Annotated in this window: 19 protein-coding genes; 8 read left to right on the forward strand and 11 right to left on the reverse strand. The window is 55.3% G+C overall.

Annotated features, from left to right (window positions below; all coding sequences use genetic code 11):
• Window positions 1–83 precede the first annotated feature (83 nt).
• Window positions 84–1,739, forward strand: coding sequence for an energy-dependent translational throttle protein EttA (gene ettA / locus AC3Y7R_RS08970; RefSeq protein WP_490041696.1), 1,656 nt, complete (start codon window positions 84–86; stop codon window positions 1,737–1,739).
• Window positions 1,740–1,803: 64 nt separating this feature from the next.
• Here the strand turns inward: ettA and AC3Y7R_RS08975 are convergent, their stop codons facing one another.
• Window positions 1,804–2,283 (reverse strand): REP-associated tyrosine transposase, encoded by a 480-nt coding sequence (locus AC3Y7R_RS08975; RefSeq protein WP_490041697.1) that lies wholly within the window; start codon window positions 2,281–2,283, stop codon window positions 1,804–1,806.
• A 137-nt stretch (window positions 2,284–2,420) separates the two neighbouring features.
• Here AC3Y7R_RS08975 and AC3Y7R_RS08980 point away from each other — a divergent pair, with 137 nt between their 5' ends.
• Both AC3Y7R_RS08980 and AC3Y7R_RS08985 read left to right on the forward strand, forming a co-directional pair.
• On the forward strand, window positions 2,421–2,651 hold the full coding sequence (locus tag AC3Y7R_RS08980) for an HP1242/YdcH family protein (protein WP_490041698.1): 231 nt from the start codon (window positions 2,421–2,423) through the stop codon (window positions 2,649–2,651).
• A gap of 166 nt (window positions 2,652–2,817) precedes the next feature.
• Window positions 2,818–3,024, forward strand: coding sequence for a cold-shock protein (locus AC3Y7R_RS08985; RefSeq protein WP_490041699.1), 207 nt, complete (start codon window positions 2,818–2,820; stop codon window positions 3,022–3,024).
• A gap of 79 nt (window positions 3,025–3,103) precedes the next feature.
• Here the strand turns inward: AC3Y7R_RS08985 and AC3Y7R_RS08990 are convergent, their stop codons facing one another.
• Window positions 3,104–3,619, reverse strand: coding sequence for a PhnA domain-containing protein (locus AC3Y7R_RS08990; RefSeq protein ID WP_490041700.1), 516 nt, complete (start codon window positions 3,617–3,619; stop codon window positions 3,104–3,106).
• 103 nt (window positions 3,620–3,722) lie between these two features.
• On the opposite strand from AC3Y7R_RS08990, the gene AC3Y7R_RS08995 reads away from it, so the two are divergent.
• Window positions 3,723–4,889, forward strand: a complete 1,167-nt coding sequence (locus AC3Y7R_RS08995; RefSeq protein ID WP_490041701.1) for a geranylgeranyl reductase family protein — start codon at window positions 3,723–3,725, stop codon at window positions 4,887–4,889.
• On the opposite strand, the gene AC3Y7R_RS09000 is transcribed toward AC3Y7R_RS08995, so the two are convergent.
• Window positions 4,886–5,089, reverse strand: a complete 204-nt coding sequence (locus tag AC3Y7R_RS09000; protein ID WP_490041702.1) for a dodecin family protein — start codon at window positions 5,087–5,089, stop codon at window positions 4,886–4,888. The genes AC3Y7R_RS08995 and AC3Y7R_RS09000 overlap by 4 nt on opposite strands.
• 94 nt (window positions 5,090–5,183) lie before the next feature.
• Here AC3Y7R_RS09000 and AC3Y7R_RS09005 point away from each other — a divergent pair, with 94 nt between their 5' ends.
• Window positions 5,184–5,744, forward strand: coding sequence for a gamma-glutamylcyclotransferase family protein (locus AC3Y7R_RS09005; RefSeq protein ID WP_490041703.1), 561 nt, complete (start codon window positions 5,184–5,186; stop codon window positions 5,742–5,744).
• Here AC3Y7R_RS09005 and AC3Y7R_RS09010 read toward each other — a convergent pair.
• From AC3Y7R_RS09010 to glpD, 3 genes are read right to left on the reverse strand one after another with little or no spacing between them, the layout of a single operon-like run.
• Window positions 5,718–7,106 (reverse strand): MATE family efflux transporter, encoded by a 1,389-nt coding sequence (locus AC3Y7R_RS09010; protein WP_490041704.1) that lies wholly within the window; start codon window positions 7,104–7,106, stop codon window positions 5,718–5,720. The genes AC3Y7R_RS09005 and AC3Y7R_RS09010 overlap by 27 nt on opposite strands.
• Window positions 7,107–7,135: 29 nt before the next feature.
• Window positions 7,136–8,620 carry a glycerol kinase GlpK gene (gene glpK / locus AC3Y7R_RS09015; RefSeq protein ID WP_490041705.1) on the reverse strand — a complete coding sequence of 495 codons (1,485 nt, stop codon included), beginning with the start codon at window positions 8,618–8,620 and terminating at the stop codon, window positions 7,136–7,138.
• A 24-nt stretch (window positions 8,621–8,644) separates the two neighbouring features.
• Complete coding sequence (glpD, locus tag AC3Y7R_RS09020; RefSeq protein ID WP_490041706.1) at window positions 8,645–10,213, reverse strand: glycerol-3-phosphate dehydrogenase; 1,569 nt, start codon at window positions 10,211–10,213, stop codon at window positions 8,645–8,647.
• Between the two features lie 95 nt (window positions 10,214–10,308).
• Here glpD and AC3Y7R_RS09025 point away from each other — a divergent pair, with 95 nt between their 5' ends.
• Entirely contained in the window at window positions 10,309–11,067 is a 759-nt protein-coding gene (locus tag AC3Y7R_RS09025; RefSeq protein WP_490041707.1) for a DeoR/GlpR family DNA-binding transcription regulator, read from the forward strand.
• A gap of 124 nt (window positions 11,068–11,191) precedes the next feature.
• Here the strand turns inward: AC3Y7R_RS09025 and AC3Y7R_RS09030 are convergent, their stop codons facing one another.
• From AC3Y7R_RS09030 to AC3Y7R_RS09050, 5 genes are all read right to left on the reverse strand, one after another.
• On the reverse strand, window positions 11,192–12,028 hold the full coding sequence (locus AC3Y7R_RS09030; protein WP_490041708.1) for an NAD-dependent epimerase/dehydratase family protein: 837 nt from the start codon (window positions 12,026–12,028) through the stop codon (window positions 11,192–11,194).
• Window positions 12,029–12,059: 31 nt separating this feature from the next.
• Window positions 12,060–13,463 (reverse strand): L-serine ammonia-lyase, encoded by a 1,404-nt coding sequence (locus tag AC3Y7R_RS09035; RefSeq protein WP_490041709.1) that lies wholly within the window; start codon window positions 13,461–13,463, stop codon window positions 12,060–12,062.
• Between the two features lie 82 nt (window positions 13,464–13,545).
• Window positions 13,546–14,811 carry an ABC transporter permease gene (locus AC3Y7R_RS09040; protein WP_490041710.1) on the reverse strand — a complete coding sequence of 422 codons (1,266 nt, stop codon included), beginning with the start codon at window positions 14,809–14,811 and terminating at the stop codon, window positions 13,546–13,548.
• Window positions 14,808–15,614 carry an ATP-binding cassette domain-containing protein gene (locus AC3Y7R_RS09045; protein ID WP_490041711.1) on the reverse strand — a complete coding sequence of 269 codons (807 nt, stop codon included), beginning with the start codon at window positions 15,612–15,614 and terminating at the stop codon, window positions 14,808–14,810. The genes AC3Y7R_RS09040 and AC3Y7R_RS09045 overlap by 4 nt, the downstream gene beginning before the upstream one ends.
• An 82-nt stretch (window positions 15,615–15,696) precedes the next feature.
• Entirely contained in the window at window positions 15,697–16,701 is a 1,005-nt protein-coding gene (locus AC3Y7R_RS09050; protein WP_490041712.1) for a taurine ABC transporter substrate-binding protein, read from the reverse strand.
• Window positions 16,702–17,210: 509 nt separating this feature from the next.
• Here AC3Y7R_RS09050 and AC3Y7R_RS09055 point away from each other — a divergent pair.
• A complete protein-coding gene (locus AC3Y7R_RS09055; protein WP_490041713.1) occupies window positions 17,211–18,623 on the forward strand; it encodes an aminotransferase family protein in 1,413 nt (470 codons plus the stop codon).
• 164 nt (window positions 18,624–18,787) lie between these two features.
• Window positions 18,788–20,251 (forward strand): MocR-like pyridoxine biosynthesis transcription factor PdxR, encoded by a 1,464-nt coding sequence (gene pdxR / locus AC3Y7R_RS09060; protein WP_490041714.1) that lies wholly within the window; start codon window positions 18,788–18,790, stop codon window positions 20,249–20,251.
• The last annotated feature ends 111 nt before the right edge of the window (window positions 20,252–20,362 follow it).

The raw sequence follows: 20,362 nt of genomic DNA on the forward strand, positions 1-20,362 counted from the left end.
AACTTATACATATCGCAATTGCCCCGCCTCGCCCAACCCGCTAAACTTGCGCCAACATTTCACCTCTTTTCGGAGCATCCCCCATGGCAGCTAATAAATTCGTCTACTTCATGGACGGCGTCTCCAAGCAATATCCCGGCGGCAAAAAGGTGTTTGAAAATATCCGCCTTAACTTCTTGCCTGGCGTCAAAATCGGCGTAGTCGGGACCAACGGTTCGGGCAAATCATCCCTCATGCGCATCATGGCCGGTCTGGACAAGGATTTCACTGGCGAGGCATGGGCCGCCGAGGGCGCTCATGTCGGCTATTTGCCGCAAGAGCCGAACCTAGATGAAACCCTAGACGTACGCGGCAATGTGATGCTCGGTGTAAAGCCGAAAAAGGACATTCTTGATCGCTACAATGAGCTCGCGATGAATTACTCCGACGAGACCGCCGACGAGATGGGTAAGCTACAAGACGAGATCGACGCACAAAACCTGTGGGATCTTGACGCGCAGATCGACGTTGCGATGGAAGCTTTGCGCTGCCCACCTGATGACGCCGAAGTTGCCAGCCTTTCAGGCGGTGAAAAACGCCGGGTTGCCCTGTGTAAATTACTCCTTGAAGAGCCAGACATGTTGCTCCTCGATGAGCCGACCAACCACCTTGACGCCGAAACCATCGCTTGGCTGCAAAAGCACCTGATGGATTACAAAGGCACCATCCTAATCGTCACCCATGACCGCTACTTCCTTGATGATATCACCAGCTGGATTCTGGAACTCGATCGTGGTCGCGGCATCCCCTACGAGGGCAATTATTCCGCATGGCTAGAGCAAAAAGCCAAACGTCTAGAGCGTGAATCCAAGGATGATAAATCCCAACAAAAGACCCTTCAAAAAGAGCTCGAATGGATTCGCGCTGGCGCAAAAGCGCGCCAAGCCAAGTCCAAGGCCCGGATCAACGCCTATAACGAGATGGCCAACCAGTCCGAGCGTGAAAAGCTAGGCCGCGCCCAGATCATCATCCCCAATGGTCCACGTCTAGGGGCCAAGGTGATCGAGGTCGAAAATCTCACCAAGGCCTATGGCGACAAACTTCTCGTCGAGGACCTCAGCTTTAGCCTACCTGCTGGTGGCATTGTCGGCGTCATTGGTCCCAACGGCGCGGGTAAATCCACGCTGTTCCGTATGCTCACGGGCCAAGAGCAGCCCGATTCTGGCTCCGTCACCTATGGCGACACCGTACAGCTTAGCTACGTGGATCAGTCGCGCGACGCCTTGGAATCCGACACAACCGTGTGGGAAGAAATCTCCGGCGGCAGCGAGATTATCCAACTCGGTGATGCGCAAATGAACTCGCGTGCCTATTGCTCCGCCTTCAACTTCAAGGGCGGCGACCAGCAGAAAAAAGTGGGCAAACTATCGGGCGGTGAACGCAATCGTGTGCACATGGCAAAACTCCTAAAATCTGGCGGCAACGTATTGCTGCTCGATGAACCTACCAATGACCTTGACGTAGATACGTTAAGGGCGCTTGAAGATGCGATCGAAGACTTTGCTGGATGTGCTGTCGTCATCTCCCACGACCGCTTCTTCCTCGATCGGCTCTGCACACATATCCTAGCCTTCGAGGGCGAGGCGCATGTCGAATGGTTCGAGGGCAATTTCGAGGCCTACGAGGAAGACAAAATCCGCCGCCTTGGACCGGATTCAGTGGAACCAAAACGGGTGAAATACAAAAAGTTCACACGGTAGGGTGTGTATTCATGCACACCTGCCACCATTACATATCACAGCTTGGTGCGCATAAATGCGCACCCTACGAACATACCCCCGATCGTTGATCACGGTGAACTGATGAAAACTGCCATTCCAATGGGCTTTTCACAAATCCATGCTTCACCAGATTATACCAACAATACTCAACACATGCGCGATAGCTCGCATCATCGCGGATGTGATGCTCCCAAAAGCGGCGTTGCCAAATACCTCGTTCACGGCGCGCTACATGACTTGCCCGTCGCGTTCCCGCAGGGACAGATAGCCCAAACCTTGCCTTAATCACGCCCCACCGTGTCGAGAAATCTCTATCCCCTGCGGGTAATGTCCACACTGCGTGCAAGTGGTCAGGCAATACAACGAACGCATTAATTTCAAACGGCCGCCCTTTTCGTGTAAGTCTCACAGCCTCCCGCAAACTTTCAACTTCGCGGAGCAACAAGTCACTCCCCCTCTCTGCCAAACACACTGTAAAAAACACGCGCCCGCCAGTAATCTTTGGTCTGATATATTTCGACATGCCTCACTCAATACTCCCAAAGCCTTAATAAGCGGCCGCCTGCCCACCCTCACGTTTTTCACCCCCTTTGACCCACATCAATGTCACCGCGGGGGCAAGGCTCATACTCCTCTTAAACACAACCAAGGGAGACCCTCATGTCACATACGCCTCACGAACTCGCCGAAGAATTCCCCGACAAAATCGACCAAATGCATACCCTCAAAGAATCGGACGCCCATTTCCGCAAGTTGTTCGACGAATATCACGAGGTAAACCGCGCCGTGCACCGCGCCGAAACCAACGTAGAGCCAACCGATGACGCCCATGAGGCCGCCCTGCGCAGACAGCGCATGTCCCTCAAAGATCAAATAGCGGCGATGTTATAGACGAAAAAGCTTTACTTGCAGGGCAAAGTCTGCCAAATGCGCCCTGCAACGTTTGCCTCTTTCGACCCACTGTCTTCCCTAATACGGCCGCCAGTCTATTCGTTACAGACCAATCGAGCCGAGCTGCCGCAATAAAGTGGGCAGCACTAAATTAAGGAATAACACGATGGCTAATGGCACCGTGAAATGGTTTAACTCAACTAAAGGCTTCGGCTTTATCGCTCCTGAAGGCGGATCCAAGGACGTGTTCGTGCACATCTCTGCACTTGAGCGCTCCGGCCTGTCCTCCTTGGACGACAACCAAGCCGTAACTTTCGACGTAGAAGCTGGCCGTGACGGCCGCGAAAGCGCCGTAAACATCGCTCTGGCATAAGCCGAACGATCTAAGAATTTGGGAAGGGCGCGCAGGGGAAACCTTGCGCGCCCTTTCTCATTTATACGCGTCTTAGGCGCTACTTTTTCTTAACGAACTCGGTCAGGATCACGATCCGCTGCCCCTCGACCCGCCCCTCGATGTGGCCCGCATTGTCCGCCACCAAGGAAATGCCGCGCACCGCCGTGCCGCGCTTGGCCGTGAAGCCACCGCCTTTAACTGGCAAATCCTTGATCAACACCACATTGTCGCCTGCCGCCAGTAACGTGCCGTTCGAATCGCGATGCTCCAACGGCACATCCGCTGCCCAAGCCGCCAAATCATCTTCCAGATAAACCATATCCAAAGTCTCTGCCGCCCAAGCCGCATCCATCTTGCGCAACTGGCGCACCGCCAACACTTGCACCGCAGGCACCTCGGACCAAACCGCGCCCTGTAAGCAGCGCCAATGCCCCTCATCCCCCGCACCCGACGCGCAGGTATCACACAGCGCCACCACATCCGTACGCGGCGTAACAGCCACGCCGTCCGTTGCCACAGCCCCGCACAACTCACACGCGCCATTGCTGCGCGTCATCACATTCTCTGGTATCATTCTCAAAGCCTCATCCAATTTGCGTCAGCCCTAGCGCGATTATACATAAAAGGCCACTCGCGCAGCGGTTGGCACCTCCCCCTCAATCCTCTAAAAGCCCCCCATGTTGAAATACGATCTCATTGTTGTTGGCTCCGGCCCCGCAGGTTCTGCCGCCACCATCACGGCCGCCAAGGCAGGGCTATCCGTGGCTGTGATCGACAAGGCCACCTTCCCCCGCGACAAACTCTGTGGCGGGCTGTTCACGGGCCGAAGCCAAAAAGCCATGCGCGCCATTTTCGGCCGCGAGGTCGATGGTGACCTGTTCGTGACCTCCAATCACATGCGGTTTTCCGCCAAAGGCCGGGTGCTGGCCGACATCCCCAACGCCCCCCCCGTGCATCTGACCATGCGCCGTGATTTCGACGCGATGCTCCACGCCGAAGCGCTCAGCGCTGGTGCAACCCCCTACCTTGGCCAGCCGATCACTAATCTAAGCGATAACTCCCTGATCCTGCGTGACGGCACAACATTAACCTTTAAGGCCCTCATCGGCGCGGATGGGGTCAATTCCTTCATCGCGCGCACCCTCTTTGGGCGCCCCTTTGACCCTGATAAAATCGGCTTCGGCCTAGAGATCGAAACACCACGCCCCGCCAGTCGTGACGATGCCGTAGAAATTGACTTTGACGGCGCGCATTGGGGCTATGGCTGGTCCTTTCCTAAGCGCAAAACCATCACAATCGGCGTCGGTGGGATCAATATTAAAAACCCTGACATGAAAGCCAATATGGCCGCCTATGTCCGCCAAACAAACAGTGATGAAGACCTGAGGTATAAAGGCCAATACCTGCCATTCGGGGGTTACAAAAAGCGCCCCGGCCGGGGTCACATTATCCTAGCTGGCGATGCCGCCGGGCTGGTAGACCCGATCACCGGCGAAGGTATCGCATTGGCTATGGAAAGTGGCGCGCATGCCGCAAATGCCGTTGCAAAAGCGCTATCTGATAATCAACCAAACACCGCGCTAAAGCACTACATGAAAGCCGTAAAGCCGATACAGCGCTCGATAGATCAGGCCCGCATGTGGCGCATGATTATGTTCCCAAAGGCGACCGAGGGTTATTTCAAGAAAGCGTTCGAGCGCGGCGATTCTCTACAGATGAAATATCTGGAACTCCTCGCCGGAGAGGCAGAATACGCCGACCTGCGCGGGGCGCTGTTGCGGCGTATTCCAAAGCTTGGCTGGCGGCTGTTAAAGCACCGCCTCGGGATCAAAACCCCGGATTAGTCTTTAACGATGAACGTGACTTTCAAAGCCACGCGATATTCGGAAATCTTGCCGTCTTTAACAGTGCATTTTTGGTCTTGAACCCATGCACCTTCAACGTTTTTCAACGTCTTGGAAGCGCGCTTGATACCATTCTCGATGGCATCGTCGAAGCTTTTGGAAGAAGAGGCGATGATTTCTGTGACGCGTGCGATTGACATATTATGTCTCCAGTTAGGGTAAAGAAGCCTAAGCTACGGCAATCAGCGCAGAACACAACTTGCACCAGCGGGGAAAAAGCGTACCACTCCCCCCATGAGTGATCCTTTTTTCTTCGGCTACGGCTCTTTGGTGAACGCCAAGACCCACAGCTACACCTCCACCCATCCCGCCACGCTTAATGGCTGGCAACGGGTTTGGCGCCACACATCCGCGCGTGACTTGGCCTTTCTCAGCGTCACCTCCGCGCCCGGTGCCCAGATCAAAGGCCTCATCGCCAAAGTCCCCGATGCCGACTGGGATGCGCTAGATATTCGCGAGACTGGCTACTTTCGCAGCCCCCTTGATCCCGCCTCCATATCCCACAGTGCTGATGCCCCGGATATTGAAATCTATCAAACCCATCCAAGCCCCGACCCCACTCAGCCACACCCGATCCTGCTCAGCTATATTGATGTCGTGGTCCAAGGCTTCCTAGAGGTGTTTGGCGAAGACGGCGCGGCGCATTTCTTTGACACCACCCAAGGCTGGGACGCGCCGGTCTTAAACGACCGCTCAACCCCGCAATACCCAAGGGCGCAAACCCTAGAACCCGCGCAAACGGCCCTTGTAGATCATCACCTCGCGCGCCTATCTGCGCGCGTGGAAAATACCTAGCAAGCGGCGCTCGCGCTGGAACGGCTCCATCTTGACCGGCTCATTCGCAGCAACCACCCGCACCGCCAAACGCCATGCAATCGCGGCGAAAATCACCCCACCGACGGCTTGCCCAATCAGCACTCCGGGCGCGCCATACATCCACGCGCCCAACATCACAAACGGGATCGTACCCAGCGTATGACGGCCCCAATTCAGCGCGGTCGAATAATACGGATGCCCCAAATTATTGAACCCGGCATTGGCCACAAACATCACCCCGTTGAAGAAATACATCAAAGCCAGCGGGCCGCAGAACAGGTAAATCAAATCCTGCGCAATGGTGCCATCCGCTTGAAATAAACCAACTATCAGGTCGCGCATGACGAATAATGCCAATGCCGCAAGCACCACATAGATTGCAACGAATATGACCGCATCCCTAAGCGTGCCAACAACACGCTCAGACTTTCCAGCCCCCAAATTTTGCGCAAATATCGGCCCAACAGCGCCCGACAACGCAAAGATCGCTGCGAATGCCATCGGCGTCAAACGTGACACAACCGCCATGCCCGCCACCGCAACTTCGCCAAACTCAGCCATCGCTCGGGTCACATAAGCCTGCCCCAATGGTGTTGCCAATTGCGTCAGGATCGCCGGGACCGCGATAGCAAGTATAGGGACCGTGTCGCGAAATAATGCCCTAGGCGTTGGCCGCTCGATCCCGCCGTAATGCACAATCAAAGGTCGCATCGCCATAACCGCAATCGTCAGGCGCGCCGCAACCGAGGCCATCGCCGCCCCCGTCAGATCCAGGCTAAACGCAAAGATAAAAATAGGGTCCAAAACGGCATTCACCACACCGCCCCAAATTGTTGCCATCATTGATCGCCGTGCGTCGCCATAGGCACGCAAAACTGCGCTGCTCATCATGCCCAACATCAAAAACGGCAGGCTTGGCACAATGATCGCTAGGTAGTGTTCTGCTAAAACCGCGGTCTCTCCGGTGGCCCCAATCAACCCCACCAGAACATCTAAATTGAACCACACAATCGCCGCAAAACTCACCCCAACGCCAAAGCCCCACACCAAGGAACTACTGGTTAATCGCCGTGCTTTTTCCGTGTCACCCGCCCCCAAAGCCCGCGCCACCAAAGCGCCGCCCGCGATCGACATGCCAATGCCCGCAGAGCTGGTGAAAAACAAAATTGCGCCCGAATACCCAATCGCCGCGGCCAGCTCTGCCTTGCCCAACATCGAGATGAAAATCATATCGACAAAATCAACAAAGAAGATCGCCATTAGCCCAACCGAGGCCGCCAAACTCATCACGGTGATATGTCGCAACAGGTTTCCTTCAACAAATTTTGCTTGATCAGACATGAGCGTAACGCCTCCTGCGCGCCATCAGCTCACACTGACATCGTCGCCGCAACCGCCTTTTTCCACGCGCTGTATTTTTCACCTCGCTCCGCCTCATTCATATCCGGCTCAAAGCGGCGCTCAAGCGCCCAACTCGCGGCAAACCCGTCCATATCTGGGTAAATTCCGGCGCGCGATCCCGCCAACCATGCCGCCCCCAACGCGGTTGTCTCCAACACCTCGGGGCGGTCAACTTGCGCATCGATAATGTCCGATAAAAACTGCATCGCCCAATCGCTGGCCGTCATTCCGCCATCGACACGCAGCACATTTTCACTATCCCCGCCCCAATCTGCCTTCATCGCCTCCAGCAAATCACGCGTCTGATAGCCCACACTTTCCAGCGCCGCACGCGCCAATTCCGGCGCTCCCGTTGCACGCGTCAGCCCAAATATCGCGCCTCGACAATCCGCATCCCAATAGGGCGCCCCAAGCCCCGTGAATGCCGGCACCATAATCACATTTTGCCCCGGATCAGCCCCCTCGGCCAAAGCATGCGTCTCGCCCGCATCACCAATAATCTTGATCCCATCGCGCAGCCATTGCACCACTGCGCCAGCGATAAAGATCGAGCCTTCCAGCGCATAAGTTGGTTTCCCATCAAACTGATAGGCAATCGTTGTTAGCATCCGGTTCTTGGACGCCACAGGTGTGCCACCCGTGTTCAGCAACGCAAAACACCCCGTTCCATAGGTTGATTTCATCATCCCCGGCTGAAAACATGCTTGCCCCACCGTCGCCGCCTGCTGGTCCCCTGCAACACCCAAAATAGGCACCTCAGCCCCCAGAAAATCAGCGTCGCAAACACCAAAATCAGCCGCGCAATCCTTCACCTCTGGTAGCATCCCCACCGGGATGCCCAACAGCTCGCAAATCGCCATGCTCCACCGCCCCTTGCGAATATCGTATAGCAAAGTGCGCGCCGCATTCGTCGCGTCCGTCACATGGCTTGCGCCGCCCGTCATCTTCCAAATCAAAAAGCAATCCACGGTGCCAAAAAGCAGCTCACCCGCCTCAGCGCGCGCCCGCGCACCCTCTACATTCTCCAAAATCCAGCGCAATTTCGTCCCCGAAAAATACGGGTCCAACAACAGCCCTGTGCGCTCGGTGAACATCGCCTCATGCCCCGCATCACGCATCTCGCGGCAATAGTCGCTGGTGCGCCGATCTTGCCAAACAATCGCATTATAAACCGGATCGCCCGTCACTTTATCCCACACTATCGTGGTCTCACGTTGATTAGTAATCCCGATCGCCGCCACATCGCTGGCACTCAGCCCCGCGCGCTCAAGCGCCGCACGACACGTCGCAACAGTGCTGGACCATAAATCCGCAGGGTCATGCTCCACCCAGCCAGATTGCGGGAAATGTTGCGTAAATTCTTCTTGCGCCGAGGCCACAATCTTCATGCCCCCATCAAAGATAATCGCCCGACTTGATGTCGTCCCCTGATCAATCGCCAAAATATGTGTCATGCAATTCCCCCCCCAATACCTCTCTTACGCCGCGCGTTTTGCCTGCATCCAATCGTCCAACAGCTTGATCTCAGCCTCGCTCATTCGCAAGCCCAACTTAGACCGCCGCCACACCACATCTTCCGCGCTTTGCGCAAACTCATGCGTCATCAACCAAGTCACCTCGCGCGCGCTCATTGTCGCGCCAAAGCTCTGCCCCATCTCGGATTTCGCCCCTGCATCCCCCAACATAACTCGCGCATCAGTCCCATAAGCCCGCACCAATCGCTTCGCCCAAACATCGCTCAAAAACGGGTAATCCATAATCAAGCCGTCAATCAACGCCTCAACCCCATCGACCGCAAAATCGCCGCCTGGCATCGCAACACCCGCAGTCCAATCGCCCTTATCCTCATCCACAAACGGCGCAAGCTTCGCCATCGCCCCTTCCGCCAACTTGCGATATGTCGTGATCTTGCCGCCAAAAATGTTCAGCAACGGCGCGCCCTCATCATTCAAACTCAGCACATAATCGCGCGTCGCCGCCGCCGCCGATTTTGCCCCGTCATCATATAGCGGCCGCACACCCGAATAGCTCCACACCACATCCTCCACCGAGATATCACGCTTGAAATACCCGTTCGCAAACTCAATCAAATAATCGCGCTCGATATCTGTGCAAACAGGCGCCTCAAACGCATCCCCGTGCTCCGCATCCGTCGTCCCAATCAGCGTAAAATCCGTCTCATAGGGAATGGCAAAAATGATCCGCCCATCTTCACCTTGAAAGAAATACGCCTTGTCATGCTCAAACAATCGCTTGGTCACAATATGGCTGCCACGCACCAAGCGCACACCCTCACGCGATGCAATCCCCGCGACATTCTTAATCACATCCTCGACCCAAGGCCCGCCTGCATTAACCAACACTTTGGCCTTTTGCTGCCACTCATCGCCAGTGCGCCCATCCCGCAACGACACCACCCAAAGCCCCGCCTCACGCGTCGCCGACACAACCGTTGTGCGCACCATAATCTGCGCCCCGCGCGCCTGCGCATCACGCGCATTCAGCACCACCAACCGCGCGTCCTCAATCCAACAATCCGAATACTCATAGGCAAACTTGAACCGATCATCGATCCCCTCGCCCACCTCATCCACGCTCAAATCCACCGTCCGCGTGCCCGGCAAAATCTCCCGCCCACCAAGGTTGTCATATAAAAACAGGCCAAAGCGGATCAGCCAAGCAGGCCTGCGCCCGCGCATCCAAGGCATCACAAAGCTCAACAGCTTTGACGTCGGCGTCGCCCCCTCAAAGCGCATATCCCTATGATAAGGCAGCACAAAACGCATCGGCCAACTGATATGGGGCATAGCACGCAACAACGTCTCACGCTCGATCAGCGCCTTGCGCACCAATCCAACCTCAAAATATTCCAAATAGCGCAAACCGCCGTGAAACAACTTGGTCGAGGCACTCGACGTAGCCCCCCCCAAATCGCCCATCTCCGCCAAGCTCACAGACAACCCGCGCCCCGCCGCATCACGCGCAATACCGCAGCCATTTATGCCGCCACCAATAACAAATAAATCAACCACGCCTTCACGCATCATCACCGCGACTCCTCAGATCTTCACCCTCAAACCACATAGGTTTACTTTCGTTTCGTCAAGGTTTACTTTCGCTTTATCGTCAAATCAGGTGCGTTATGGCAGAAAACTTCCGGCAATCAGAAATCCTCGACATCGCCCGCCGCAAAGGCCGCGTCAGCGTTGATAAGCTCGCGCGCCGCTTTCACACCTCCGTGCAAACCATCCGCAAAGACCTGTCAGACCTGTCAGATAACGGCCACCTAAAGCGGGTGCATGGCGGCGCAATCCTTCCCAAAAGCGCCTCCGTTATTGGCTACGAGGACCGCCGAAACCTCAACCACACCCCCAAAGCGCGCATAGCCAAAGCCTGCGCCGCCGACATCCCAGAAGGCGCCTGCATCTTCCTCAATATTGGCACCACAACAGAGGCCGTCGCACGCGCCCTCCTCAGCCATCAAAACCTGATGGCCGTTACAAATAATCTCAACATTGCCAATATCTTATCCGAAAATCCAAATATCAAAGTCATGGTTGCAGGCGGCACCCTGCGCCGCTCGGATGGCGGCTTAATTGGCGCCATGACCACAAAACTCATCGCCCAATTCAAGTTTGATATCGCCGTAATCGGCTGCTCTGCCATGGATGATGACGGTGATATTTTGGATTTCGACATTCAAGAGGTCGAAGTCAGCCAAACCATCCTGTCTCGTGCGCGCAAAAGCTACCTTGTATCGGACAGCTCAAAACTCCAACGCACAGCCCCGGTCAAAATCGCATCGCTCAAAGACATCGACCACTTCTACACCGACGCCCCCCTGCCCAAAAAACTCCAAACCTCCTGCGCCAACTGGGCCACAGAAATCCACGTCTATTAACCCCATCATTGTTCCAAAAATATCCCGGGGGCCCGGGGGCAGAGCCCCCTAATTAACCTCTGCGGGCAGAGCCCCCATCACTTAAAACAGCGCGCGCAGCGCACCATTTGAACAATCGTTCAGTTCACGCATCATCAGGCTCAGGTATCCCCATCAATGCCATCGGGCTCACCCCCAAAGTCGCAGATGCAAACGGTCCCCCATGGCATGTCAGACCCAAATCATTCAAATCCGCCGGACCCGTCTCAGCCAAAATTTCAGCCGCAAAGTCCTCACCATTATCTTTCGGGCGATATCCCAAATGCGATGATTTTGAATTATCCACCGGTGATCGATCATTATCCGACACCCCGTAAATTACGGTAAACCCGACCACAGGCGTATCAATCGCGCGTGTCACAACTTGCACCAAATCATCCGGGCTCAACCAAGACCCAAGCGCGCGCGCATTACCAGGGCGCGAGGTCGCCGACAGGATGCGGATATGCACCGATTCCAGCCCCTCTTTTTCCCAATACATCCGGCCCAAATCCTCAGTGAAGCACTTGGCCAAGCCATAATATGTGTCCGGTCGATGTGGCATATCAGGCGTAATCGAAACAGTTTTAGGGTACATTCCCATCGCATGAATCGAAGACGCATACACGATGCGCCGCACCCCATGCTCCTTGCCCGCCTGCCAGATATTATAAGACCCCACAAAGTTCGGGCCCCACATTTGCTCAAACGGCAGCTCGTCCACAATCGCGCCAAAATGCACCACCATATCCGCGCCTTCCAGCAGTGGGCCAATTTGCGCCATATCGGCCAAATCAGCCTGCACAAACCGCTCATTACCGCCTAATTCGCCAATGTTTTCAACAATGTCTGTGGATACCAGCTCATCGCACATCGCCGCCAACGGCGCGCGTAACAGCTTACCCAGATTGCCCGCAGCACCCGTTAACACGATCTTTTTCATAGCATATTCCTCAAAACCATTTGGCCTGACATCAACACTCTGGGATGTTAACTGCAAGCCCCCCAAGCGAGGTTTCCTTGTATTTCGTACTCATATCCACGCCGGTCTGGCGCATCGTCTCGATGCAATTGTCCAGCGGCATAAAATGCGTGCCATCCCCGCGCAGCGCCAGCGACGCCGCCGACACGGCCTTGATTGCACCCAATCCATTGCGCTCAATACACGGCACCTGAACCAGCCCCGCCACAGGATCGCACGTCATGCCCAAATGATGCTCCAACGCAATCTCCGCCGCGTTCTCAATCTGCGCATTCGTACCACCCAGCGCCGCACATAATCCCGCCGCAGCCATCGCCGAGGCCGATCCAACCTCGCCCTGACACCCAACTTCCGCCCCCGAAATCGAGGCATTATGCTTAATCAGCCCACCAATCGCCGCCGCCGTCAGCAAAAAATCTCGCTGCCCCGCCTCATGCGCCCCAACACATTGGTCGCAATAATAGCGCAGCACCGCCGGCAACACGCCCGCGGCCCCATTCGTGGGCGAGGTCACAACCTTGCCCCCAGCCGCGTTTTCCTCATTCACCGCCATGGCGTAAACGCTCATCCAATCGTTAATCACATGCGGCTGAGACCGGTTCATCCCCTGCTCCGCGACCAATTGGTCATGAATTCCCTTGGCGCGTCGCTTCACCTTCAACCCACCCGGCAGCACCCCATCAATGCGCAACCCACGGTCCACGCACTCAAACATCGCATCACGAATAACGTCCAAATCACGGTCCAATTCAGCGCGCGACTGCCCCACCAACTCGTTGGCTTCCTTCATCTGCGCAATACTCTTGCCCGCCTTCGCGCCCATCGCCAGCATCTCTTTTGCCGAGCCAAACGGATACGGAAACCCCGCCTCCACCTTTTGCACATGCAAATCCGGCTCATCACCAGCCAGCTCCGCCTCGCTCATCACAAAACCGCCACCGATGGAATAATACGTCTCCTGCATATACAAATGCCCCGCCCGGTCCCACGCCTTCAAAATCATCCCATTCGTGTGGCCCGGCAAAATCAAATCATAGTCAAAAACCAAATCCTTGGACGGATTAAACGCCAATTCAGGCAAGCCCTCAGGGCGCAAAACCTTGTCGCGCTCCAGCGCTTCAATCAGCCCATCCACCACATCTGGATCTAAACTTGCAGGCAAAAACCCCATGAACCCCAGCATCACCGCGCGGTCTGTTGCATGCCCCTTGCCCGTAAATGCCAACGAGCCATGCAGCGACGCCGAAACGCCCGCCAACTCGCCCGCACCCGGCTCCTTTTCACGACCACTACGCAGATCATCCAAGAACCGCCCAGCCGCCGTCATTGGCCCCATCGTGTGGGACGAGGATGGGCCTATGCCCACCTTAAAGATATCGAAAATACTCAAAAACATGAGCTCATAATCTCCGCAAACGAAAACCGCCGCCCATCAAAACAAGACAGGCGGCGGTCAATTTACGACTACAATTGGTAGTTTAGCTGCGACCCTTCCAAGGCACCAAAATCCGTTCGGCCCAGCGCATCAACAAGTCGATGCTAAAGCCAATAATGCCGATCAAAATGATCCCCATCAGCACGATGTCAGTGTTTTGGAACTTGGCGGCAACCATGATCATCATGCCTGCCCCTTTCTCGGCGGCAACCAATTCAGCTGCCACAACAGTGCCCCAACAAACACCCATCGCAACACGTGCTCCGGTGAATATTTCCGGCAAGGAATTGGGGATAATCACATGGCGCATAATTTGCCATTTTGACGCCCCAAGTGAATACGCTGCGTGCACTTTGGTGATGTTCACCCCCGATACGCCAGATCGTGCGGCAATCGCCATAATCCATAATGCTGCAAGGAATAGCAGGATGATTTTGCCTGTCTCCCCGATGCCTGCCCACAAGATTACCAGTGGGATCAAAGCCAAAGGCGGCACTGGGCGCATGAACTCCACGATTGGATCAAACCAGCCGCGAAACCAATTACTTAGCCCCATTGCATAGCCTAGTGGGATGCCCACCAATGCGCCAAATATGAACCCAACAACAACTCGAAACAAAGAGAAGCCAAGATGCTGCCACAAGGTGAAATTGCGGAACCCATCAGTGGCAACCTCCCCAACGCGGCTTAGCACATCCTCGGGTGGTGGCAGCCAAATCGGCTCCATCTGCCAGCCCGTATTAGGCACGATATTCAGCGTGCCTTTTGGGGTCATCGCAACGCGCGCAAAATCGGTAAACACCTCGCCGCCCGGCGCAATTTCTTGCCCGTTCACAGCCACGATTTTCGCACCGTCATCACGCCCCAGATCGTCGTTTTTATCAACGCGCAGCAGCTTGGATCGGTATTTCACAATCGACATTGCATCATTTTTAGCAAAGCCATCGCCGGGCTCAACCGCAGGCACACCATCTGCACCCTCTTTTTCATGCACATTAACTGTCACGGTCGCATCATCACGCTGCCCGTCAGCCTCTAGCGTATAAGTGAATTCACCCATCCCAGTATAGGCGCCCGGCGCATGTAGAAACGATGGGATCATGCTAGAGCCGGTAAAAGCCCCCCAGATCAAAAAGATCGACACGACCGAGATAATCGACGCGGCACGGCTTGGCTTAACAGCGCTCTCATCGCCAAATGTCACCGTTTTCAGCGACGTATAATCACCACGGCTGCCTTGTTTAGAGACAAACTTCACCGCGAAATAAGCCCCAACAAAGATCGCTACATAGATTGCTAAAATAATCATGCGCTTTCCTCCGTGCGGCCCATAATCTCTTCTTCCATATCCCAGATCATGGCCAAAATTTCTTCACGGGTTTTGTTGTAATCAGGGTGCTTCTTCACCTCGCGCAAATCCTGCTCTACGCCTAGGTCTGCAAACGGCAGGCGGTACTCTTTATGGATACGACCGGGGCGCGGTGCCATGACCAACAACCGCTCGCCCAGCAGCAATGCCTCCTCAACCGAGTGGGTGATCAAAATGATCGTCTTGCCGGTCTCTTTCCACAGCTTCAGCACAAGGCTTTGCATCTTTTCGCGGGTCAGCGCATCCAGTGCGCCCAACGGCTCATCCATCAAAATAACGTCTGGATCATTTGCTAAACAGCGAGCCAAAGCCACACGTTGTTGCATCCCGCCCGACAGCTCATAGATCGCTTTTTCTTTGAAATCATGCAGCCCAACCACATCCAAAAGGTGATCCACATTGGCGCCATATTGCGCCTCGCGTTCCCCTTTCATTCGGGGGCCAAAGGCTACGTTTTCACGCACCGACATCCACTCAAACAATGCACCTTGCTGGAACACCATGCCGCGTTCCGCATCAGGCCCGTGCACTGTGTGTCCGTTCATCGCGATGCGCCCCTCAGTCGGGGCCAAGAAGCCTGCAACAATGTTCAGCAACGTCGTTTTACCGCAGCCTGATGGGCCAAGCACGCTCATCAATTCGCCCGGTTTCAAATCTAGCGACACGTTTTCCAATGCTTGAATAGAGCTGCCATTGGGCAGGTCAAACCGCATGGAAATATTCTCAATCGTCAGGCCCGTCATAACTGCCCCACTTCATGTAAATGGATGGTTGAAAAGTAGAAAAGGTGGCGCATGATTCACCGTGCGCCACCCTCATTTTGCTCTACATTTTGGAAGCAGCTTCCAGCGGACCAATATTCACAGTCGCGCTATAGCTATCCAATGCAGCGTCGATGGATTTGGCACCAACAAAGATGTCTGCCACGCCCTTCATGAATGTTTGTGCGCCGCCGCCCAGCCATTTTTCGCCCAGCTGATCTTCCACACTTGGGAAGATAAAGCCGTCCAAAGTGGACTTGGTTGCGTCGTCATCCATGCCGGAATCCTTGGCGATTACCGGCAACATTTTGGCTTGGTTAGCCTCATCTGCCCACATCGCGTTAGCGTCTGCTGTGACCTTCAAGAACTTGGCAACCACGTCGCCATTTTCTGCCACGAAACCAGCAGGCCCGGAAGTCACGTCAAACACCAAGATGCCCAGCGCTTCTTTCTCTGCACCCGTCAGCAGCACGTTGCCAGATTCTTTCATGCGGCGCAGCGCACCACCCCAGCCACAGGCCATATCCACATCACCCTGCGCCAGTGCCGCAGCACCCTCAGCAGGGGCCATGTCAACAACCGACAAGGACGACAATTCTACGCCAAAGTGGCCCATCTGGCTCAAGAAGCCAAAATGCGCCGCGGTGCCCAATGGAACAGCAACTTTCTTGCCAGCCAATTCGCCCGCAGAGGTTTTGTCGATCTCCAGACCGGACGCCACGACGCAGTTGTCATTGTCAGAGTAGGACACAGCCACATCCAAGATCTGCAAGTCTTGTCCGGCAGAGGCCGCAACCACAAACGGCGGCACGCCTTGCGACACGGACAGGTCCACATCACCCGATGCCATCGCAGCCGACATCGCGGTGCCGGTGTCAAAGGACACCCAAGTAACTGGCATCCCCAGCGCCTCATCATAGGTGCCGTTCACTTTGGCGAATTGGAACGGCATTGGCCATTCCAGAAAATAGCCCACGGTGATACCGTCTTCGGCAGCCATCGCAGCTTGCGCGCCGGTTAGCATTGCAACGCCTGCAACGGCGCCCATCAATTTGGTGGTAAGTTTCATATGTTCTTCTCCCATGTCGAACTCATTGCGCCCTACGGCGCGGATAGATCCTCTCGGGTCAGGCTTCCCCCGATGCCGGGTCAAAAGCCGCCCAAAAGGGGCTGACTGAACAAAGCACACAGCAATCAAGTTGCCAATGAACATCGCCCAGATGAAGACGGTTTCAGGAACTTGCAGTACCCTTTCCGGCTTTTCTGGATGTAGGCTGGCGGCGCAAGGGGGCATCCGTCAATGGGGTTCGCGCATCTGTTTACAGGAGCCCGACGTCTTGCTTATCGACACTTTTCCACTCAAATACCTGACAAAATAGGATTTTTCTTCAAATTCCACCAAATTCCTTACCGTCTACCCAAAAATTTGGCCTTATTCGTCGCCAGATTCTGGCCCTATTGCGCGCTCATAATCCATGCAGCTTGCTAATAGGCGCTAAACTTTTAGCCTAGTAACAAGAATCGTCGGGGATATTCATGTAGTTCCCCTTCCGGCCCCATTAGATTCAGGAGACAAACATGGACGGCACCCTACAAAGCAATGATCTCTCTGGCGTTGTCGAGGCCGACCGCGCCCATGTTTGGCATCACCTTAGCCAGCACGCGGGTTACATGGCTGACGCAGGTCAAACCGACCCAAAAATCATGGTCGAAGGCAAAGGCATGCATATCTGGGACCAAAACGGTCGCAAGCATCTTGATGCCGTCTCTGGCGGCGTTTGGACCGTCAATGTTGGGTATGGCCGCGAAAGCATCGCCAATGCGGTCCGTGATCAATTGGTCAAAATGAACTTCTTCGGCGGCACCGCAGGCTCAATCCCCGGCGCGCTATTCTCGGAAAAACTAATCGCCAAAATGCCTGGTCTTAGCCGCGTCTATTACGCAAACTCCGGTTCTGAAGCCAATGAGAAGGGCTTCAAAATGGTTCGCCAAATTGCCCATAAACGCTATGGCGGCAAAAAATACAAAATCCTCTACCGCGACCGCGACTATCACGGCACCACTATTGCCTGCCTCTCGGGCGGTGGCCAAGACGAGCGCGGCGCGCAATATGGCCCCTTCACCCCCGGCTTCATTAAAGTCCCCCATTGCCTAGAATACCGCGCCATGGATCATGGCCTTGGTGATTTATCCGGCGAGGCATACGGCATCGCCGCTGCCAACGCGATCGAAGACGTAATTTTACGCGAAGGCGCGGACACCGTTGGCGCGCTGTGCCTGGAACCTGTCACCGCAGGCGGCGGCGTCATCACACCACCCCAAGGCTATTGGGACCGCGTGCAGGAAATCTGCAAAAAATACGATATCCTTTTGCATATCGACGAAGTCGTTTGCGGCATGGGGCGCACCGGCACATGGTTTGGCTACCAACATTACGGCGTGAAACCTGACATCGTCACCATGGCCAAAGGTGTCGCATCCGGCTACGCCGCCATCTCGTGCTGCGTCACAACCGAAGCCGTCTTTGATATGTTCAAAGATGACAGCTCCGACCCGCTCAACTATTTCCGCGACATCTCTACCTTTGGTGGCTGCACCGCAGGTCCGGCCGCCGCGATAGAAAATATGCGCATCCTTGAGGATGAAAACCTCCTCGAAAACACCACTGTTATGGGCGACTATATGCTCGCCCAACTAGAGGTATTGAAAGACAAACACCCCTGTGTTGGCGATGTGCGCGGCAAGGGCCTGTTCCTAGGCGCAGAGCTGGTCGCAGATCGCACCACGCGCGAACCTCTGTCCGAGAAAATCGTCGCCGCTGTTACCGGTCATTGCATGGCAAAAGACGGCGTCATAATCGGCATGACCAACCGCTCGGTGCCGGGGTTCAACAACACGCTTTGCTTCTCGCCCGCACTAATCACCACCAAGGATGACATCGACGAGATCATCACATCCGTTGATGGCGCGTTGACGGCGGTGATGGGTTAAACTCCCATCACATTTCCTACCTAAGCAAAGCCCGCTCTTTATATTAGAAAGGAGCGGGCTTTTCACTGATACGCGCCCTCTCCCTTCCCCCCAGCATGCAGCCTTCCGCGACCCCGCAATTACGTGTATATCCACATTACACCGCCCATAAGGCCAGCCAGCATATGCCCATCGCCGTTGAAACCTTCTTCCTGGACCCCTCATTCGAGGGCACGCTCCAGCAGCAAATCCAGCAGATGGTTGCTGGCGGCATCCTTGCTGGCCGCTTCCGCCCCGGTGAAAAGCTGCCCTCATCGCGCAAACTTGCGCAACATCTCGGCGTCAGTCGCATCACCGTGACCCTCGCCTATAACGAGTTGATGGCCGACGACTACCTCTCCTCCGCCGGGCGTTCCGGCTACTTTGTCTCGCAAAACGCCCCAGAGCCGCCGCAACTCCGCCCCCGCTCTTCCACCGATACCGTCGATTGGTCGCGCGCTATTGGCAATCGTTTCTCCGGCACGTTGCAAATCGAGAAGCCAGTGGATTGGAGAAAGTACAAATATCCCTTTCTTTACGGCCAAGTAGACCCTTCTCTGTTTGACCGTCAAAACTGGCGACTCTGTGCCGTGCGCGCCCTTGGCCACCGGGACTTTGACAGCCTGACTGCCGATCAAGGTGATCGGGACGATCCGCAATTGCTGGAATTCATTGCCCGAAACACCCTGCCAAGACGTGGTATTTTGGCAAACCCCGACGAAATTCTGATCACAGTTGGCGCGCAAAATGCCCTGTGGCTTGCGGCTCAAGTTCTGCTCACCCAGCGTCGCACTGCCACCTATGAAGACCCTTGCTACCCCGGTCTGCGCACCATTTTGCACCAATCTCGCTGCCACCGCATCGGAATTCCCGTGGACAGTGACGGCTTACCTCCTGACCTGATCCCCCCCGAAACGGATGTGGTTTTCACCACCCCCAGCCACCAATGCCCCACCGCCTCCACCATGCCGATTTCGCGGCGTAAAGAGTTGCTGAAACGTGCCTCGGAAGATGACTTTCTGATCGTCGAGGATGATTATGAGTTTGAGATGTCCTTCCTCAAGCCGCCCTCTCCCGCGCTCAAATCCCTAGACGACGAGGGGCGCGTTATCTACGTCGGCTCTTTCTCCAAATCCCTGTTTCCCGGTCTGCGTTTGGGTTATCTCGTCGGTCCCGCGCCCTTCATCCGCGAGGCGCGCGCCCTGCGCTCTGCCGTGTTGCGTCACCCCCCCGGCCACATGCAACGCACCGCCGCATATTTTCTGTCCCTTGGCCATTACGACGCCTTGGTCCGCCGTCTGCGTAACGCCCTACATGACCGCCGCCGCATCATGGACCTTGCCCTAGCAGAACATGGCCTCACCGTTGCTGGTGCTGGCGCGTTTGGCGGCTCTAGCTACTGGATGCGTGCCCCCGATGGCGTCGACACCACGCAATTGGCCGAACGGTTGCGGGCAAAATCTGTCCTGATCGAACCTGGCGCCGCATTTTGCGAGGGAAAACAGCGCGAGTATAAGCATTACAGGCTAGCGTATTCCTCAATAGGGGCCGCCAAAATTTCACCTGGGGCAGCCCTGATTGCCGAAGAAATAAAGCAAATATTACGCTGAATTAGTGATTTTTGAGACTAAACCACCTCGCAGAAATCACATATTTTTAGATAAATGCACATATTTTAAAATATTATTGGATATATAGACCAATAAATCTGGTCATAACAA

It is taken from the genome of Litoreibacter sp. (assembly GCF_058136045.1).

Bases quoted from the DNA above. Each gene is read 5' to 3' on its own strand.
- ettA (WP_490041696.1), top strand. From the start codon at position 84: ATGGCAGCTAATAAATTCGTCTACTTCATGGACGGCGTCTCCAAGCAA.
- AC3Y7R_RS08975 (WP_490041697.1), bottom strand. From the start codon at position 2,283: ATGTCGAAATATATCAGACCAAAGATTACTGGCGGGCGCGTGTTTTTT.
- AC3Y7R_RS08980 (WP_490041698.1), top strand. From the start codon at position 2,421: ATGTCACATACGCCTCACGAACTCGCCGAAGAATTCCCCGACAAAATC.
- AC3Y7R_RS08985 (WP_490041699.1), top strand. From the start codon at position 2,818: ATGGCTAATGGCACCGTGAAATGGTTTAACTCAACTAAAGGCTTCGGC.
- AC3Y7R_RS08990 (WP_490041700.1), bottom strand. From the start codon at position 3,619: ATGATACCAGAGAATGTGATGACGCGCAGCAATGGCGCGTGTGAGTTG.
- AC3Y7R_RS08995 (WP_490041701.1), top strand. From the start codon at position 3,723: ATGTTGAAATACGATCTCATTGTTGTTGGCTCCGGCCCCGCAGGTTCT.
- AC3Y7R_RS09000 (WP_490041702.1), bottom strand. From the start codon at position 5,089: ATGTCAATCGCACGCGTCACAGAAATCATCGCCTCTTCTTCCAAAAGC.
- AC3Y7R_RS09005 (WP_490041703.1), top strand. From the start codon at position 5,184: ATGAGTGATCCTTTTTTCTTCGGCTACGGCTCTTTGGTGAACGCCAAG.
- AC3Y7R_RS09010 (WP_490041704.1), bottom strand. From the start codon at position 7,106: ATGTCTGATCAAGCAAAATTTGTTGAAGGAAACCTGTTGCGACATATC.
- glpK (WP_490041705.1), bottom strand. From the start codon at position 8,620: ATGACACATATTTTGGCGATTGATCAGGGGACGACATCAAGTCGGGCG.
- glpD (WP_490041706.1), bottom strand. From the start codon at position 10,213: ATGATGCGTGAAGGCGTGGTTGATTTATTTGTTATTGGTGGCGGCATA.
- AC3Y7R_RS09025 (WP_490041707.1), top strand. From the start codon at position 10,309: ATGGCAGAAAACTTCCGGCAATCAGAAATCCTCGACATCGCCCGCCGC.
- AC3Y7R_RS09030 (WP_490041708.1), bottom strand. From the start codon at position 12,028: ATGAAAAAGATCGTGTTAACGGGTGCTGCGGGCAATCTGGGTAAGCTG.
- AC3Y7R_RS09035 (WP_490041709.1), bottom strand. From the start codon at position 13,463: ATGTTTTTGAGTATTTTCGATATCTTTAAGGTGGGCATAGGCCCATCC.
- AC3Y7R_RS09040 (WP_490041710.1), bottom strand. From the start codon at position 14,811: ATGATTATTTTAGCAATCTATGTAGCGATCTTTGTTGGGGCTTATTTC.
- AC3Y7R_RS09045 (WP_490041711.1), bottom strand. From the start codon at position 15,614: ATGACGGGCCTGACGATTGAGAATATTTCCATGCGGTTTGACCTGCCC.
- AC3Y7R_RS09050 (WP_490041712.1), bottom strand. From the start codon at position 16,701: ATGAAACTTACCACCAAATTGATGGGCGCCGTTGCAGGCGTTGCAATG.
- AC3Y7R_RS09055 (WP_490041713.1), top strand. From the start codon at position 17,211: ATGGACGGCACCCTACAAAGCAATGATCTCTCTGGCGTTGTCGAGGCC.
- pdxR (WP_490041714.1), top strand. From the start codon at position 18,788: ATGCCCATCGCCGTTGAAACCTTCTTCCTGGACCCCTCATTCGAGGGC.